Here is a 17,728-nt window from a genome sequence, read left to right as displayed (position 1 = left end):
GAACGGGGAGGACCCTCATGACATATATTCTTGCCATTGATCAGGGCACGACCTCCAGTCGGGCGATCTTGTTTGACGCCCAGTTGCAAACAGCGGCTGTTGCCCAAGAAGAATTCCCGCAGTATTTTCCACAATCCGGTTGGGTCGAACATGATGTGTCGGACCTCTGGGCCACGACCGCAGGCACCTGTCGTGCGGTCATTGAAAAAGCCAATATAGACACACGCGACATTGCCGCCATCGGGATCACCAACCAACGCGAAACCACTGTGGTGTGGAACCGTAAAACGGGTCAGCCCATCCATAATGCCATTGTCTGGCAAGACCGGCGCACCGCCGCAATCTGTGAGAGCTTGCGCGCAGAAGGTCATGAACAGATGTTCACCGACCGTACCGGATTGCTGATTGATCCGTATTTTTCCGGCACGAAAGTCAAATGGTTGCTCGACACGGTCGAGGGCGCGCGCGCTGCGGCCAAAGCCGGGGATCTTTTGTTTGGCACCGTTGACAGCTACCTGATCTGGAAACTGACGGGCGGCAAAGTGCATGCCACCGATGCCACAAATGCGGCCCGGACCCTGTTGTATGATATTCGCAAAGGGCGTTGGAGTAAGACGATTTGTGATCTCTTGGACATTCCCATGGATATGCTGCCCGAGGTCCGCGATTGCGCCGCCGATTTTGGCATGACGCGCTCCGACCTGTTCGGGCATCCCCTTCCGATTCTGGGTGTCGCAGGCGACCAACAGGCGGCCACAATTGGTCAGGCCTGCTTTCGGCCCGGCATGTTGAAATCCACTTATGGCACTGGTTGTTTTGCTCTGATGAACACCGGCGACACGCCCGTCACCTCGCAAAACCGTTTATTGACCACCATCGCCTATCAACTGGACGGCAAACCCACCTACGCACTCGAAGGTTCGATTTTTATCGCCGGGGCTTCGGTTCAATGGCTGCGGGACGGGTTGAAAATGATCCGGGATGCAACAGAAACCCAACCCTTGGCCGAAGTTGCCGACGAGGAGCAGCCCGTGATCATGGTGCCTGCGTTCACCGGACTTGGAGCGCCCTATTGGGATGCCGAGGCGCGCGGAGCAATTTTTGGCCTGTCGCGCAACTCGGGGCCTGCCGAGTTCGCCCGTGCGGCGTTGCAATCCGTCGGCTATCAGACCCGTGATCTCTTAGAAGCCATGCACCGCGATTGGCGCGCGCCCGAAGGCGATGCGATCCTGCGGGTTGACGGCGGCATGAGCGCATCGGATTGGACCATGCAATTCTTATCCGACATCATCGGTATGCCCGTTGATCGCCCCGCGTGCCAAGAAACCACCGCCATGGGTGCTGCGTGGCTCGCGGGCAGCCGCGCAGGCCTATATCCGGATCAGACAGGCTTTGCCGAAACGTGGTTTTGCGACCGGCAGTTTGTGCCAACCATGACGGCGGGTGATCGAGACGCCAAGTATAGCGCATGGCAACGGGCGGTTCGAGCAACACGCATGTTTACGGCGCCATTGCCAGCCTGAGGATGCGGTGAACGACGCGCCAAGTGTGAACAGATATTGCCGTCAGTTTGTAAAATTTGGAGACGGGGCTCATGTCGGCAAGTTATGGAGGCACTTGGGACGTTGGGTCATAAAGTGATTAAAATGAAAAACGTTATTTCCATCCGAGCCATTTGATCTATGTCATTTTCAACCCTATTTGGGGCGCTAACCTTATACGTTGGGAGGTGATGGCCCGCTAACATGTGGCGAAGCCTGAAAAAGTTATCGTTATACTGTCGCCAGTATATGGTATATATACTAAATATTGTCTATTTGATATCTTAAGGGTATGAATAGGCAAATCGGACTAATCAAGAGGCGAATCTGCGCCGATATGGACGCGACAGAATTGCTTTTATGAGCAGAAGTAGATAAGGTAGCCGCGCGGTGGGTGGGTTTTTTGCTAGTATTCGCGCTGAAGAGTTTTGTTAAATTGGAGTGCGGCGAACGTGTCGGCGAAAAAAAGTCAAAATGAAACGGTAGAGCGTCAGGAATTGGCAAATGTTTTGCCTCTTTCCATGAGCACGGCTGCACCGGATCGCCTAAGCTCCAAGTCTGGCCTGAGCGGCGTTGCCGCCAGTGCGATTGGCATGGGGCTGGCGATGCAAAGCGGTGTTGCCAACAGCCTGTGGGCTTCTTCGACAGAAGATATGGATGTCGAACCTACCGACGATGATTTTGACCCGACGCAAGCGCCCGTGACACCTGATGATGTGAACGGGGATGATGTGGCTGCGGAGAATGTAGCCACAGAGGCACCGGCTGCGCTTACAGTCGATGAGACGGCTGAAAGCGTGGGTGTGGAGCCAGAGCTTTTCCCTTCTGGTGCCGTGGCCGCATCGGGCCGAACGTCAGGCGTGGCCAATGCGGGTGCCGCTGCGGAGGCGATGACCGAAATGTTGTCTCAGGACGACGCCGAAGGAGATGATACGCGCCTTTCGGATGAAGAGGGTCCCTCTCAAACTATTGATTTTATTGGGTCTGACACAGAGGGTTTGGTCGGGTCTGTTCTTGATCCCGTGTTGGGGGAGGATGGCCTTGTCGACGACCTCCTCGATGCCCTGTTTGGTGAAGGTGGGTTGCTGGATGGGCTTCTTGGGGATGAGGGGCTGCTTGACGATCTGCTTGACGGGTTGATCGGGGAAGGCGGCATCCTGGACTTGGAGGTTCTTGAAGGGCTTCTGGGCGAAGACGGTCTTTTGGATGGCGTGGTCGAAATCATTCTGGGCGAAGACGGCCTCCTGTCCGATTTGATTGGAGAGGATGGGCTTTTGGGCGACCTCCTTGATCCGCTGCTCGGGGATGGCGGTCTTTTGGATGGTGTGCTTGACCCAATCCTTGGAACGGGTGTGATTGACGACCTGCTTGGCGAGGATGGCATTGTTTCTGGCGTTGTGGACGACCTGCTTGGCGATGGCGTCTTGTCGATGAAATCGTCGGCGACATCCCTGTGGTCGGTGATCTTGTCGGGTCTGATGGCATCCTGGGGGATGTGTTGGGGAGCGATGGTCTTCTTGGGGGGGTGCTCGGTCTTGGTGGTGCGAACGCCGAGACTCTGGACGAGTCCTCCACAGTGCCTGATGAAGGATATATCGAGTCTCTGATAGATTTCGATGCTCCCTTGGGTGAGGCATCCGATACGGTGTCAGAGCTTATTGAAGGTCTGTCGTCTGGGACTGTTGATGACTTAATGTCGAATCTGCTCGGCGATACCGATGTGTTGGGTTTCGATGTTGCACAGGGCGATGTTGGAGGCTTTGATGATTTGTTTGCGGGCCTTGCGAGCGAAGATAGCCTGACGGGTTCTTTTGTGGAGCAGGGCTTGCTCGGTGGCGTGGCCTCTGCCGTTGCGAGCGACGATGTTGACTCCCTTTTGAGCGAAATTCTTGGGCCCCCCAGCAGTGATATTCTGGCTGGCGGTGACGCATTTGATGTTCTGCTTGAGGGCGCAGGTCAGGATCTGTTGAGCGGTGTTGCCGAGGTCGGTGGGATTCTTGGCGATTCGGATGGCATTTTTGCGGGCATTGCGGATATTGTTCAGTCTGATACGTCTCTGCTTGATGGACTTTCCTTCGATCAAGATGATCAGGTTTAAGTGTGATCTAGTCACATAATTACATCCTTTGCCTTGATATTCATTTTGAATAAATGAATATTCTGCCATATGCCTTTTATTGGGCGGTTTCTTTCATGTAGTCCTTATGGGTAACTGTTGGCGGTTGCCTTAATCAAAAGGACATGGTGAAATCATTATGGTGGAGTTTGATAGGGGGGATGGGGTGCCTGAAGTTCTTTTTGGAAGCAAATGGCTCCTTAAGATATTTGAAATGATTGACGTGATTCTATGGCCATGCTTTCACGATGTTAGGTTTGGGCATGTTTTTCCCACTCACAGCTTGAGTTCACAGGAATGACCGCATCTGTCCTCTTTCAGGCCAGCGATGGCAGAGTTGCGCCAATGACGACGTCGCGCCTTGCGTTGACGTTGCCGGGTCGTTTGACGTTGATGCAAGATCAGGCGGAGATCGCGGGATTTGAAAAACTTGGCGCAGATTTGCATGTGACCTTGGCCGATGGCTCCGAGATCATGGTCGAAGATTTCTTTGTGATAGGGCCTGATGGTACATACAGCCTGTTTGCCGATGAAACGGGTGTTCCGGTTGTGACCGGTCTGATGGTGCCTGAAGCCGACATGGCCTTTGTTGACCCGGCTGTTGCGGTAGCGCACAATGTACCGGCTGACGACGCAGGCGAGGGTGGCGTGGAGCTTTCCCATGAGAATGGCGGTGCGCTTGATCCCTTTGTCATCACCGGCTACGGCATCGGGGCCGCAGGCTTGCTTTTTGCCATGACCCAAGAGGAGGAGACCCCTCATGGGGAGGGCGTCGATTTGGCAGCGCCCGATCAAGCTGACCTGCAAGATGTAGAAGTGACTGAGAGTGAAGGTATTTTTTCGACATCCTCAGAGGGTGCCACAACACACTCCTTCGATATGATCATATCAGAGGGGCAAGGTTTGCTTGCTGGTCTGGATGTTGGGGAGTTGCTGTAATGCCAGTCCACATCAGGAAAATCGGCGCATTTTTCGAACGTTCTCTGAAAGCGGTGCTATGGCTTTCACCGCTTATTTTTGCCCTGTCGACCCCCGCACATGCACAAATGTCGCTTCAGGAAGCCGTCCTGATCGCCACGGCAAGTGATCCAAGTGTCGAAGCGCTGCGCCAGAAAGTTGCGGCCAAAAATGTCGATATTCAAGCCGCCAGAGATGCCTATTTCCCCTCGATCAGCCTGTCAGGAGACAGCAGCACGACGGACAGTGACGGGCCCGGTGTCACGTTGAGCGTGACGCAAGTCCTGTTTGATTGGGGCCGCACACGCAGCCAGATTGCCGAGGCGTCCCAAGTCCGGGTGCAAGCCGTTTCGGATTTGAAGATGGCGGTCGAAGACCTCACCTTTGAGATTGCGGGATTCTTCCTTGATGTTGAGGTGATGGATCGCAAAATTTCTTATACAAAAGAATACATGACGTTTGCGCGTCGTCTGGCCGGTCAAACGCAGGACCGAGCGGCGGCAGGGGTGAGCGACAACAGTGAAGTGGCGCGGGCGCGGTTGGAAATTTCGCGTGCCGATGAGCAGATGTCCCAGCTGATGGCAAACCGTCAGATTGCCATGGCACAGCTTGAGTTTTTGATTGGCCAAAAGGTGGACGCGGTCCAACTTCCGCCGCCTCTGCTGTTTTCGGAGCACTATGGTTCACGAGATAAGATCAGCGCAGCGATCCGGATTGCGCCCGGTTACATTGCGGCACGCGCCGCCGTTGCCGAAGCCGAAGCCGGGGTGCAGGTCGCGAAGGCGCAACGTTTCCCAACGATCAACCTTCAGGCACAGGGACGCATGGACCTCAACGGCGGCGATACGCAGACGGCAATTGGGATATCTGCCGGCGTGGATCTGAATTCGCGAGGGTTTGGTCAACGCAAAATACAATCTGCACAGTTGGCCGTAGAGGGGGCAAAAGCCTCGCTTCAAGGGCAAGAGCGGCAGCTCATGAACATCGCAAGTAGCGCGCTTGAACGTCTAAGCCTGTTGCGTCGCAGTGAACAATCCAGGGATGTTCAGCTTGTCGAAGCCAGAAAGGTCTTGCAGACCTATGAAAAGCAATTCGTTGCCGGTCAGCGGGAAATTCTCGACCTTTTGACCACCGGGCGAGATCTCTACGACGCACAGATTGACAAGATCGACACTTACGATGAGCGTAAACGCACTGAATATGAAGCTGCCAAAGACCTTGGTGTCTTGGGCACCATGCTTTTGGCTGGAGCGACGGTGCAATGATGCGAGATGGAAAGAGGTACTGAAATGAAAGATACCGTGTCTCACGATCCTCTTGTTCTCGGACTTTTGGAACTGTGCCGTTTGCAAGGCGTTTCGACCTCTGTCACGCAGTTGACCACAGGGTTGCCGCGCGATGTTGGCGCGCTGTTGACGCCAGATCTGGCACCGCTGGCCCTGCGGCGTGCCAATATGAGTTGCCGGATTAGCCGTGAGCCGCTGCGCGCCTTGCCGGATCATAGCTTTCCGGTGCTGCTCTTTTTGAAAGATGGCCGCACACTCATTCTCGAAACTCTGACGGAGCAGCGGGCGACCGTCGTTCTGCCTGAATCCGGAGGCGGAAAAGCGATTTGGACCTTCGAGGAACTCGACCGTTTGCATGACGGAAAGGTCCTCATCTCCAAACCGATCGACATCGTTTCGGACCGCCTCGATGGCAAGAAGGCCGGGCGTGAACATTGGTTGCTTGGCCCGCTTTGGGAGAACTGGTGGATCTACCGCGATGTGATGATCGCCTCCTTTGCGGCCAATATTCTCGCAGTCGCTACGGCGCTTTTTTCGATGCAGGTCTATGACCGCGTTGTCCCAAACAACGCGTTCGATACGCTTTGGATTCTGTCGAGTGGGGTCGGCATCGCGATTGTGCTCGAATTGGTGCTGCGGTTGATGCGCTCGTCTCTTGTCGATGTCTCCGGTCGTGACCTTGATCTGCGACTGTCGGCCCAGCTTTTTGACAAAGTCGCCAATATGCGGTTGGCCAACCAACCTGCGTCGACGGGGGTTTTTGCCAATCAGGTTAGAGATTTTGCTGTGGTGCGAGAGTTTTTCACCTCAAGCACGGTCACGGCGATTTGCGATCTGCCTTTCGTGCTTATCTTCCTTGGCGTGATCTGGTTTATCGGTGGCAATGTGGCTTTGGTTGTCCTCGCCGGTGTCGTTTTGAGCGTGTTGCCCGGCCTGCTGATGCAGAAAAAGCTTGCGCGGGCTTCAAGGGAAAACACGCGTGAAGCTGCGGCACTGAACGGTCTGCTTTTGGAGACGATTTCCAATCTTGAAACCGTTAAGGCCTGTCGTGCCGAAGGCCGGTTGCAACGTGCGCATGCACAATTGACCGCGGCAATGGCGACGACGGCCATCAAAACGCGGAATTTGACGACATTGATGAGCCAACTGGTCAGCTCTGTGCAAAGGCTTGCCTATGCAGGCGTCGTCATCGCCGGTGTTTATCTGATCAGTGCCGGGGAATTGACGGTCGGGAGCCTGATTGCCTGTACGCTTTTGTCCACGCGCGCGATGTCGCCGATGGGGCAGGTGGCCGGACTCTTGGCCAAGTGGCAACATGTCCGCGCAGCTCTGGAAGGTCTGAACGAAATCATGAAGCTTTCGGTCGAACGCCCTTCGGATCGTCACTTTGTGCGAGCCGCCGAAATGGCGGGGGATTACCATCTGCAAGATGTGGTGTTTCGCCATGACCCGCAGGCACCGCCCGTTCTTGCGATCCCTGAGCTGAAAATCGCCCAAGGCGAGCGGATTTCGCTGCTTGGTGGCAATGGTGCGGGGAAATCAACGATGTTGCGGCTTTTGGCCGGGTTGACCGATCCGCAAGCGGGCAGCGTTCTCGTCGATAATCTTGCTCTTAGCCAAATTGATCCAATCGATCGGCGCCGCCAAATTGGATATCTGCCCCAAAGCGTGGCGCTGTTTCAGGGCACCCTGAGGGAAAACCTGCTTTTGGACCATGGGCTTCATTCGGATGATGAATTGCTTGAGGCGCTCGATGCGGTCGGACTTGGGAAATTTGTGCGCCAGCACGTCAAAGGTCTCGACCTTCGGATTCAAAGCAATGCGAACGTATCCGGTGGACAACGCCAGTCTATTGGTTTGGCGCGTGTCCTGTTGCAAGATCCGAAAGTCGTCCTGCTTGATGAACCGACCTCTGCCTTCGATCATGTGACCGAAGCAAAGGTGATCGCGCATTTGAAACAATGGCTCCAAGGGCGGACAACGATCATTTCGACGCATAAGCGCGAATTGCTTGGGCTGACGGAGCGCGCGATTGTTCTAAGTGACGGGCGAGTGGCCCGCGATGGGGACTTGCTGCAAATCTTGAACTCTGCCCGTGCAAATTCGGTTCAGCAAAAACCTGTTCAGGCCGTCAAATGACGAGCGCGGATTTGGTCACCACAAGCCATATCGACGGGAGCTACCGTCGTCAGACATTGAAACGGTCGCGTTTGGTCATTCAAACCGTCGTTTTGTCTCTCTTTATCGCTATCGGTTGGGCCGCAATTGCGCAGATCAATGAAATCACGCGCGGTGACGGGCGGGTTGTTCCGTTGCGTCGTTTGCAATCCATTCAAAGTCTGGAAGGTGGGATTCTTGCTGAACTGCATGTGAGCGAAGGCGATATTGTTCAGGAAGGTCAATTGATTGCCCGTTTGGACCCGACGCGGTCGGAGACGGCATTTAATGCAACGCAAGCGGAGATCACGGCGCTTAAGGCGGAAACCATGCGGTTGGAAGCCGAGGTGATGGAGCAACCGCACCTTGAATTTGGGCCGACACCAAACGAGGCGGAGGCCGGAGAATTGCGCTTGTTTAAGGCGCGGCGCACCAAGTTGGAGGCCTCTCTGATGTCGCTGGAGGAGGAGCGGGGCACCATTGAACGCCAGATCGAGATCACAAGCCCTTTGGCCGCAGGGGGATCGGTGAGTCAGATTGATCTGTTGCAACTGCGCCAACAAAAAGCGGAGCTGGATGGCAAGATCAATGAGGTCCGAAATGTCTATGTGCAGGACGCTTACAAAGACCTGGCTGCGCGGCGGGCGAAGCTGACGACTCTCCAACAGGAATTGATCCAGAAACAAGACGAATTCCAACGGACGGAAATCCGCTCTCCTGTGGCTGGCCGGGTCAACAATATCAAAATCACCACGCTTGGCGGTGTTGTTCAGCCGGGCGAACCGATTATGGAAATCACTCCGACGGACGATCAACTTTTGATCGAGACAAAAGTGAAACCGCAAGATGTTGCTTTTGTTGCGCCGGGGATGCCTGCGAGTGTGAAAATCACAGCATATGATTTTGCCACCTACGGGGACTTGCGGGGCACGGTGACCCAGATTTCCGAAGATACGGTTGAAGAGGACACGGCGCAGGGTCCGCAGGATTTTTACCGCGTCATGATCCGCACGGATGTCAGCTATCTTGAGCGTTTTGGCGAGCAGTTTGCCATTCGTCCGGGGATGGTGGCGCAGGTCGATATCGAAAGCGGCAAGCGGTCCGTTTTGAGTTACATGACACGGCCCCTGATGCGCGCGAGACTGCGCTAGGTCAGCGAGGATGTGGGGGCATCCTTAAAGACCATACATAACGCAAAATAACCGAGATTTTGAAGAGAAAGACGACCATGCTGCCGCAGTATTTTTGGAGTGTCACCCGATGTACGGGGACTTTTATGCGTCGGTGTATCGTACCGTGCGCGGGTCTTTCACTGATTTCGGGGGCGTCGGCACAAGGGGTTCAAACCTTTGAAACGATTGAGGTTCAAGGCGCTGAATTTATCCCAGAACACGACATTCAAATGACATGCGGCGCGGTAGAAGGCGTTCCTTATCTCACGATTGAATTGCGCGCGATTGAGGATTGCCTCATGTCGACGGGGGTGTTCGAAACTGTGAAACTGATCCCCAACGGGGAAACGCTGGTAATCGCAGTGAAAGAGGTGAACACGCGGCCGGGCCGTGTCGAAGCCTCGCTGTCCTATGCCTCTCAGGATGGGCTGATCGGCGGATTGTTCTTTGAGCGCTATAATCTTTTGCCGGACACATATGGGTCGGTCAGGTTGGAATATAACCCGGAAGTAAAGCGCGGAGGTGGCCGCTTGTATCGGACCGATGTCCTCGGGAGTGACTTTGATCTGGGGGTGAAGCTGGGCTGGGAAGAATTGTCTTTCGATGACAGCTCTTATTCCAAAGAGACGAAGCAGCTTGAAACCTATCTTGCATGGATGCCGAGCCAGAAAACCCGATTGGAAATGGGCGTGGGGTATCGTGATTATCGTCTTTTCGATGTGGACGATGACGCGAGCGCTCTGTTGGTCTCCGAACAAACTCTGGGCATTTCGGCGCCCTTTTTACGCTTTGCACTGAACCATAGCTCTTTGTCGGAGGAAGAAAACGGGTGGGGCACGTGGGAATATAGTGTCGGAATAGACCAGTATTTTTGGAACCTTGGCACCGATGACAGCCTGTCGGATTTCAGGTTTGAAAGCCGCTCTTATGTGCCGCTTGGTCAGATGTGGCGGATGCTTGTCTCTTTGGATGCCGGGAGGGTGTCCAGTCTTGATGGAAATAACGCAACGCGTGTCATAGACCGCTTTGCTCCGGGGGGCGGCAGTTTCCGCGGATTTGCGCCGCGTGGGGTTGGGCCGCATGATAATGGCGACGCGCTTGGTGGAAACACATTTGCCGTCTCTTCGATCGAAATACAGGGCAATTTCGAGGACGTTGTGAATGTGCCATTGGTTGGTGGCGTTTTCTTGGACACCGGCGCGTCCTGGGCGTTGGATGACACTCTTGGTGGTGTGATTGATGATGGGTTCCATCGACGTAGCTCAGTCGGTCTTTCGCTTGCATTTGAAGTGGGACGCGCGCCGGTCTCGCTCTTTGTGGCGAAGCCCATCGACAAACAAGACGGTGACAAAGAGCAGGTGTTCGGTCTCCGTCTCAGTACAGCATTTTGAGGACCGCTTTGTTTGTCGAAACACAGCGCTGCATGAGAATGCAGTGAAAGTTTCTACAAACCGAGATGCCAGCATTGGAAACCACATCTCTTCTGCGCTGAATTCGAAACATGGCAGTACGAATATAATGAGCTGAGGCGTCTCAGGGCAGGCGCCTCAGCTCATGGCCCTGACTGAAAGCGTCACGTCTCTGCCGGGCTGTGTTTCGGAGTATATAAAGAATTATCCTTATTGCCATGGTTGAAATCTTTAGTATTGCTTTGTTGATATTTTCCATCCTAAGGTATGTATGTCGGCATTGCTTATGCTGTGACTCGACGCAGACATGGAACGTCTCGTGTTTGCCAACAATGTATATCTTTCAGCCGCCGCATATGCCGGTGGTGAAAACAGGGAGTGCGATGAGATGGCAGAGATGAGCATTCTTAACGGTTCTCATGGCCATCCTTATAAGCCCCGGACGAACACTAGACGTGTCAGCCTCGAAACCAGACTCTTCCATCGTCTCGATGATGAAATGGCACAGGCTGACAGTGCCTACTCAGAGGTTATTGACCTTTTACGTGTGAACCGTCGTGTCTTTGACCCCGCGTTCCTGCCCCGCAAGATGAGGTATGCGGCGACCGACACATCAGGCCACCACATCGTATTCGACGTTCTTTTCGGATTGCGGGCCCACCTTGGCGCGATTCGCAATGTCGTGATGCCAGTTCGGTTGCTCGCAGCGTCCGGGCGAAACGGAAAAGGCGCGATTTAAATGTTACAACAGAGTTTTGAAACATCAGGCGCCGTTGCGGTGACCCACACTGTAGGGCCTGAGAAGGTGAGTGTTCTTGCGTTGTTGGATTGGGATCATCTGCCTCACGAATTCTGTCGGTCGGATCAAAAATTTCGCGTGTCGCTTTTGGCGGGGCAGGACTGTGATCGTGCGCTTGAGATTCTGGTTCAGCTCAACAAAGCGCCGGATATTCTCATTGTTGATGAGGATTTTTTTGGATCACCAGAAGCTGCGGCAGACGCCTGTACCCAGATTCGCCGCTTTCAACCCCATATTCATATCATCGCGATTGAAAGTGAAATGTGGGAAGGCGAATCTGTCTTGGCGTCTTTTGGGTTATGCCACGAAATTTTGCCCGCTAAATGTGGTCAGCGGGCAATTCTGGGCAAGCTTGAGACATTGAACTGAGAGGTCTTTCGCGGGGCTTTTTTGCTTACATGATATTCATGTCGCGGGCGACAATCACAGCCTGAGTCCGGTTGTTGGCACCCAGTTTCGTGCAGATTGATTTGACATGCATTTTAACTGTGGCCTCGGCGAGAGAGAGGCCTTCTGCAATCTCGCGGTTTGGGAGACCTTCAGCCAGGAGCGAAAGCACTTCCATTTCCCGGCCGGAGAGAGGCGATTTGGCGGTGTCGCGTGCCTTTAGTCTTTGGTGATCAATCAGTTCAACAGGGATATACCGACCGCCTGCCGCCATAAAGCGGATTTCATTGGCGAGATCTTTCAGGGATGCGGTCTTGAGGATCACACCTGCACTGCCATTTTCCAAAATTTCCGAAATGACCTGTGCACTTGGGGCGCTGGTCAACAGAGCTGCGGGCCGGCCGCCATTGTTTTCAAGGACTTTACTCAGGCCCGAGACACCGTCCATTCCGGGCATGTTCAAGTCAACGAGAACCAGATCAAACGGGCCTTCCTTCTCCATGATCGAAAGTGCCACGTTAAGATCGGGCGCCGTTGTGACATCGAATTCCGGCAAATTTGACAGAAAATGTTCAAACATTTCGAGGACCATCGCATGATCATCCGCGATCAAAACGCGAATTGCCGTAGCTTTGGACGACTCTGTGGATTGAGCTGCCATCGCGCGCTTCTCCCTTCTTGTTACTTTCACCGGATTTGGTGCTTGCCTTGTTCCCCGTGACGTGCGGGCAATTAGCGTAACATGCACAAAAAACAAGTAAATTACATCTAAAGTACTATATTGAATCTCTGCTGAACTGCAAGTTTAGAAGAGACCGCACGCTTAACAGGCACGGGGGGGTCAGTTTAAGGCGTCGATGGCATCCTTTGTTCGAGTGAGGGCCACTTTGAGACGCTCCTCACAGGGGGAAAGGGGCGCGCCGTCATCGAATGCGCATTCCATGGCGCGCAGGCATGATTCCAACTCTCCTAGACCCGTGAGGCTGCAAGCCCCTGTTGCGGCATGAAGCATCCGACCCGTATCGGGGCCGACGCCCTCCTGTTGCAGGTTTGAGAGGACGCTGACCGCCTCGCTGTGGGCGCGTTGCATAAAGGAGATCGCTCCAGCCCGCCCCAGTTGCGAAAGCAGATCCTCGACGATGCGGGCCTTTAGAGGGCCGTCTGTCGTTTGGGACTCGTCTTGTGGCGCGGGTGCTGTTTCGGGTGCTGTTCGCTGTGGGGCATCGCTATCTGATCGCGTGAACAGAATACGCCGGAGCGCGTTACGTAATTCCGCCGGTTGGATTGGCTTTTCAAGAACCTGGGCAATGCCCACTTTGGAACACGCGTTCAGGATCGAATCAGCGACATGTGCGGTCAGCGCGACGATGGGGCCGTTCCAATGGGTTTGGCCTTGCTGTCTGACGCGCTGCGCAAATTCGATCCCCGACATATACGGGAGGGTCATGTCGGTCAGGATCAAATCCAGTGTTTGGGTGATCTCAGGTCGTTCCAGTAGGGAGAGCGCTTCAACACCATTGCCCGTCGCCCACACTTGCGCACCCGCACTTTCAAGGACGTGACGAATCCAATCGCGGCTTGAGGGGCTGTCTTCGACTAGGATCACCGAGATGCCCGCGAGCGGCGCGTCTGAAAGAGGCTGCAATGTCGCGGGGGTCTGCAACCGATTTGGTTGTTCGCTTTTTTGTAGTGTGACAGTCGCGTGCATCGTCGTGCCAATCACTGGCCGATGCTCGGTGTCTTGCGTCGAGTCAGAGACGGCATATCTGTCGGAGACATGAATTTTGCCCCCGAGTTGGCGCAAAGCATGTGCCAGAACATTCATGCCCGCTGAAGGGCGCGCGTTCGCAGTGGCCGCTGTAGTGGCCGGTTGACGCGCCTCAGTTTGGCCGAGCGCCTCGACCAAGCGCGCTTTCTGTTCTGGGGGGAGGCCGCCGCCCAAATCCGAAACTGTGAGTGTGATCATGAGACGATCAGTCTCGTCGGTTGGGCTGGGAAGCGGATGGCAGGACAGACCGATTTCCACCGCGCCTCCGCCATATTTCACTGAATTATCAATCATATTCTGGAAAACGGCGCGGACAAAACGCACTGGACCATGCACCCATATGTCATCATGCGGATCAAGCCACAGCTTGAGGTCAACGTTTTGTTTGCGCGCAATCGGGGCGATCATCGTGAGCAGAGTGCGCAGCTCTTCGGTGATGTTGAACGTTTCGTCCGGTTGAAGGCCGGTGACACTTTGTTCGCCGCGAATGACGCCTAAAATATTGCTGATGTGATCCAATGCCAGTTCGGCCGAGTGATGAAGCTCTTGGCGAGCCGCTGCTTTATCCGCTGCCGTCTTGCGGTCGTCCTCATTGAGTACGTTATCGGCGGTTGCGAGCAAGGATTGGATCGGTGTGCGCAGGTCATGTGCCACTCTCATGAGCGTGGCAGCCCGCGCGCGATTGCGCAGCCACGTCGCTTCGTGGTCGTTTTCGGACAGGCGTAAAAGATAGCCTTCTCCAACGCAAAGCGACACATGTACGACCTCCCCCTCCAATTCAGTGGAACCCAAAGACAGAGAGGCTGCGGTGCTGCCCGCCCGCTGGGCTTGGGTACAGAGGGCAGGCCAGTCTAGCGCATCATGAATCCCCTGTTGATCGAGGTGCAGGCGCTGTGCGGCAGCATTGGCCAAGAGAACCTTGCCGCTTTCACTGGCCAAGATGGAGGGCCGGCGATCCGTCGCAATCAAACGGGCGATGGTGTTGATGATAGGACGCATTGCCGTGCCTGCAGTCTCGGAAGGTGTGGAAGCAGCCTTAGAAGCCAATTCGGACGTCTCTTTCATTTCGGGGGCGCCTTATGCTTGTGTTGAGGCATCGCAATGCGTCGTTTTGAGGTAATTTGCCGACTATTTCGGCGTGTTTAAAGCAGATTCCACAGGAACCGGGGTGTTTTTGCAGGTTTGACGCCGTTAACCATTCCAAAGGATATTAATGAACCAAAGTATTGATTTTGATACATACGTTTGATAATCAAAAGGCAGGGGTGAGCCCCATATTTTTATTCGTGGCCGCCTGGGTGCTGCGTCATAGAGGGATTTATAACAATGGCGATGAGTGGACTGGTTGCGGGTGATGTTGTGGATGTTCAAGTCAACGTGAACAGAGAGAGCATTAGCCGTTATGTGAAATCTAACTCTGATCTGGTCGTTGAACTGGTCAACGGCGATAGCATCCGTGTGAGCAATTTTTACACCGCAGCAGGGAATGGCGACGTGCACCGCCTTATTTTGGCGGATGGTACCTTCAGTGGTGTTGAGGGCATTCTTGGGGAAGAAGTCGCGGCCGCGGGACTCGGCAGTGCTTTTACGCTTGATGAGATTGGTGCCGGCCTTGCCGCTCTTGCAGGTCTTGGCGCGGCGGCGCTTTCTGAAGAGTCCGGGTCTGACGAGACCCCTGAACCTGAGCCGACACCCGAGCCGGAGCCTGAACCTGAGCCGACACCGGAGCCTGAAGTCGAAAGCGGTGTGTTGGATTCCATTCTTGCCGATGATGGTCTGCTTGGTACTTTGACGGGCAACGAAGGCGGCCTTGGGGCTGTCACCGGATCGGATGGGTTGCTTGGAACTTTGGTAGGCAACGAAGGTTTGCTCGGCGCGGTCGCCGGAGAGGATGGCCTCGTCGGCTCGCTCCTCGGCACTGGACTCATCGGCGATGAGGCAGGCTCCGGTGATCCGTTGAACAGCGTCACCGAGGGCCTTTTGGGAGAAAACTCTATCGTTGGCGGCTTGCTCGGCAGTACGGGATTGACGGATGGGCTTCTCGGTTCCGATGGGATTGTTGGCGGTCTTTTGGCCGAAGATGGTCTCGTTGGCGGCCTGTTGACCGAAGACGGCCTTGTGGGCGGACTTTTGGCGGAGGATGGCCTTGTGGGTGGCCTCCTGGGCGGGGACAGTCTTGTTGGCGGTCTGCTTGGGGAAAATGGTCTTGTCGATGGCCTGATCGGTGAGGACGGTTTGGTTGGCGGCCTTCTTGGTGATGGCGGCCTCGTTGGTGGGCTTGTTGGTGGCGACGATGGCCTTTTGGGTGGTCTGCTAGGTGGCGAAGACGGTCTCCTCGACGGCGTGCTTGGCGGTGATCTGCTTGGCGGCCTGACCGACGGTCTGCTGGGCGGCGAAGACGGTTTGCTTGATGGCGTGCTTGGCGGTGATCTGCTTGGCGGCCTGACCGACGGTCTGCTGGGCGGCGAAGGCGGTTTGCTCGACGGCGTGCTTGGTGGTGATCTGCTTGGCGGCCTGACCGATGGTCTGTTGGGTGGTGAAGACGGTCTGCTCGACGGCGTCCTTGGCGGTGATCTGCTGGGTGGCTTGACGGGCGGTCTGACGGGCACCGATGGCCTGCTCGATCCGGTTGTGTCGGACGGTGGTCTGCTTGGCGACTTGACCGGGAACGGTGGCCTCTTGGGCGATGTGACGGGCAATGATGGCGTCTTGGGTGATGTCATTGGCGATGCCGGTCTTGTGTCGGATCTGACGGGTCTGAGCCTGGTCACGGATGGCACTGCGGATGCGTCCGGTGGTCTTTTGGGCGGCTTGACGGATGGGTTGCTTGGCGGCGATCTTCTTGGCGGCCTGACCGATGGCCTGCTGGGCGGCGAAGACGCTCTCATCTGATCGCAAGCGGACTGAAAAATTCGACAGCGCCCTGCCAATCGGTGGGGCGTTTTTGATTCGCTAAGGCGTACGTCTCTTTACGTAAATTCGGCGTACCACTTGCCCTCTAAGGTTGAAGCAAATTACGGCAGTTCTTTTTGCAGAGGCGTATTGACAATAGTCCTAATGAATATAAACATACATACTTAAGTCTTTTGAATTACTGATGGTAATACTTTCAGGTGTGATTCAGAGGGGTCAAAATGGGAACAGGAGTGGAACCATGGCAAACAAAACAATCTTAGTCTCCGCCACGGAGACGCGCGTCAACTTGGGTATCGATCAAACTGGCTTGGAAACATACAGCCGGTCTGGAGACAATCTGATCATCGATCTGGGCAACGGCGATACGATCACCGTCCAACGCTATTATGTGCCTGCGGCAGACGGGTCCTTGCACAGTATTGTTTACAGTAACGACATGATCGTTGATGGCGATCCTGCGGCGGCTGGCCTGGGCATGGGCTTCTCTGAGGAGGGAATCGCTGCCGCCGTTTTCGGTGGGCTCGGCCTTGCGGCTCTGGCAGCCGGTGGCGGTGATGACAGCGATGCGGATGCTGACGCGGATGCAGATGCTGACGCAGATGCCGACGCGGATGCTGACGCCGATGCGGATGCTGACGCGGATGCGACGCGGATGCCGATGCTGACGCAGATGCGGATGCTGACGCCGACGCGGATGCAGATGCTGACGCGGATGCGGATGCTGACGCCGATGCGGATGCTGACGCCGACGCAGATGCAGATCAAGGGCTCCTTGATCCTCTCATCGGAACGGGCGGGTTGCTCGGCGGTTTGACTGGCGATGGCGGTTTGCTTGGGGATGTGACCGGGTCCGGCGGTCTTCTGGGCGGGATTGCCGGTGACAGCGGGCCTCTGGGCGATCTGGGGTCGACTTTGACGGGCCAGCCCTTGCTCGGGGATGGTGTGCAGGCCGGTGGCGAGACGGGTCTTTTGGATGGCCTGGTTTCAGACGGCGGTTTGCTTGGGGACATCACCGGCAACGGCGGCCTTCTGGGCGATGTGGCCGGGTCTGACGGTCTTCTTGGTGATCTGCTTCTCAACGATGGTGTGCTTGGCGGGCTGACGGGTTCTGATGGGCTTGTTGGCGGGTTGATTGGCACAGGTCTGCTTGGCGAAGACCCGGCTGACTCGGGCGACACGGGTGGCGGTCTTCTCGACGGCCTGACCGATGGTCTGTTGGG

14 protein-coding genes and 1 pseudogene are annotated in these 17,728 nt (G+C 55.4%); 13 read left to right on the top strand and 2 right to left on the bottom strand.

What is annotated here, in order from left to right; genetic code table 11:
• Positions 1-17 precede the first annotated feature (17 nt).
• The 10 genes from glpK to C8029_RS05015 all read left to right on the top strand — a co-directional run bounded on the left by glpK (position 18) and on the right by C8029_RS05015 (position 11,806).
• The gene (glpK, locus tag C8029_RS05060; protein ID WP_152002408.1) at positions 18-1,523 is read left to right on the top strand and encodes a glycerol kinase GlpK; all 1,506 of its coding nucleotides are present in this window, start codon (positions 18-20) and stop codon (positions 1,521-1,523) included.
• A gap of 539 nt (positions 1,524-2,062) precedes the next feature.
• Positions 2,063-3,148 carry a hypothetical protein gene (locus C8029_RS05055; protein WP_152002407.1) on the top strand — a complete coding sequence of 362 codons (1,086 nt, stop codon included), beginning with the start codon at positions 2,063-2,065 and terminating at the stop codon, positions 3,146-3,148.
• A complete protein-coding gene (locus C8029_RS05050; RefSeq protein ID WP_152002406.1) occupies positions 3,118-3,639 on the top strand; it encodes a hypothetical protein in 522 nt (173 codons plus the stop codon). Before C8029_RS05055 ends, C8029_RS05050 begins: the two co-directional genes overlap by 31 nt.
• A 315-nt stretch (positions 3,640-3,954) precedes the next feature.
• Positions 3,955-4,596, top strand: coding sequence for a hypothetical protein (locus C8029_RS05045; protein ID WP_152002405.1), 642 nt, complete (start codon positions 3,955-3,957; stop codon positions 4,594-4,596).
• Positions 4,596-5,879: a TolC family protein gene (locus C8029_RS05040; RefSeq protein WP_009573163.1), complete on the top strand. Its 1,284-nt coding sequence runs from the start codon at positions 4,596-4,598 to the stop codon at positions 5,877-5,879. Before C8029_RS05045 ends, C8029_RS05040 begins: the two co-directional genes overlap by 1 nt.
• A 24-nt stretch (positions 5,880-5,903) precedes the next feature.
• A complete protein-coding gene (locus C8029_RS05035; protein ID WP_009573162.1) occupies positions 5,904-8,039 on the top strand; it encodes a type I secretion system permease/ATPase in 2,136 nt (711 codons plus the stop codon).
• The gene (locus C8029_RS05030) at positions 8,036-9,208 is read left to right on the top strand and encodes an HlyD family type I secretion periplasmic adaptor subunit (protein WP_009573161.1); all 1,173 of its coding nucleotides are present in this window, start codon (positions 8,036-8,038) and stop codon (positions 9,206-9,208) included. The genes C8029_RS05035 and C8029_RS05030 overlap by 4 nt, the downstream gene beginning before the upstream one ends.
• Before the next feature lie 125 nt (positions 9,209-9,333).
• A complete protein-coding gene (locus tag C8029_RS05025; RefSeq protein ID WP_193217594.1) occupies positions 9,334-10,620 on the top strand; it encodes a BamA/TamA family outer membrane protein in 1,287 nt (428 codons plus the stop codon).
• A 325-nt stretch (positions 10,621-10,945) separates the two neighbouring features.
• A complete protein-coding gene (locus tag C8029_RS05020; RefSeq protein WP_152002403.1) occupies positions 10,946-11,377 on the top strand; it encodes a hypothetical protein in 432 nt (143 codons plus the stop codon).
• Entirely contained in the window at positions 11,378-11,806 is a 429-nt protein-coding gene (locus tag C8029_RS05015) for a hypothetical protein (protein WP_152002402.1), read from the top strand.
• A gap of 25 nt (positions 11,807-11,831) precedes the next feature.
• Here C8029_RS05015 and C8029_RS05010 read toward each other — a convergent pair whose 3' ends face one another.
• On the bottom strand, positions 11,832-12,572 hold the full coding sequence (locus C8029_RS05010) for a response regulator transcription factor (protein WP_226946241.1): 741 nt from the start codon (positions 12,570-12,572) through the stop codon (positions 11,832-11,834).
• A 93-nt stretch (positions 12,573-12,665) separates the two neighbouring features.
• Positions 12,666-14,657 (bottom strand): hybrid sensor histidine kinase/response regulator, encoded by a 1,992-nt coding sequence (locus C8029_RS05005; protein WP_152002401.1) that lies wholly within the window; start codon positions 14,655-14,657, stop codon positions 12,666-12,668.
• Between the two features lie 261 nt (positions 14,658-14,918).
• Here C8029_RS05005 and C8029_RS22665 point away from each other — a divergent pair, with 261 nt between their 5' ends.
• The 3 genes and pseudogenes from C8029_RS22665 to C8029_RS21960 all read left to right on the top strand — a co-directional run.
• Positions 14,919-16,484 (top strand): BapA prefix-like domain-containing protein, encoded by a 1,566-nt coding sequence (locus C8029_RS22665; RefSeq protein ID WP_152002400.1) that lies wholly within the window; start codon positions 14,919-14,921, stop codon positions 16,482-16,484.
• Between the two features lie 262 nt (positions 16,485-16,746).
• Positions 16,747-17,322: a BapA/Bap/LapF family prefix-like domain-containing protein gene (locus tag C8029_RS21965; RefSeq protein ID WP_193217593.1), complete on the top strand. Its 576-nt coding sequence runs from the start codon at positions 16,747-16,749 to the stop codon at positions 17,320-17,322.
• Positions 17,307-17,728, top strand: a pseudogene (locus C8029_RS21960) (BapA/Bap/LapF family prefix-like domain-containing protein); the annotation flags it as partial. The gene C8029_RS21965 and the pseudogene C8029_RS21960, both read left to right, overlap by 16 nt.

Origin of the sequence: Roseobacter sp. TSBP12 (genome assembly GCF_009129705.1) — a bacterium.
Taxonomy (GTDB): Bacteria; Pseudomonadota; Alphaproteobacteria; order Rhodobacterales; family Rhodobacteraceae; genus Celeribacter; species Celeribacter baekdonensis_A.
The sequence above is the reverse complement of the archived record's forward strand: the minus strand, read 5'-3'. Positions and strand labels throughout refer to the sequence as shown.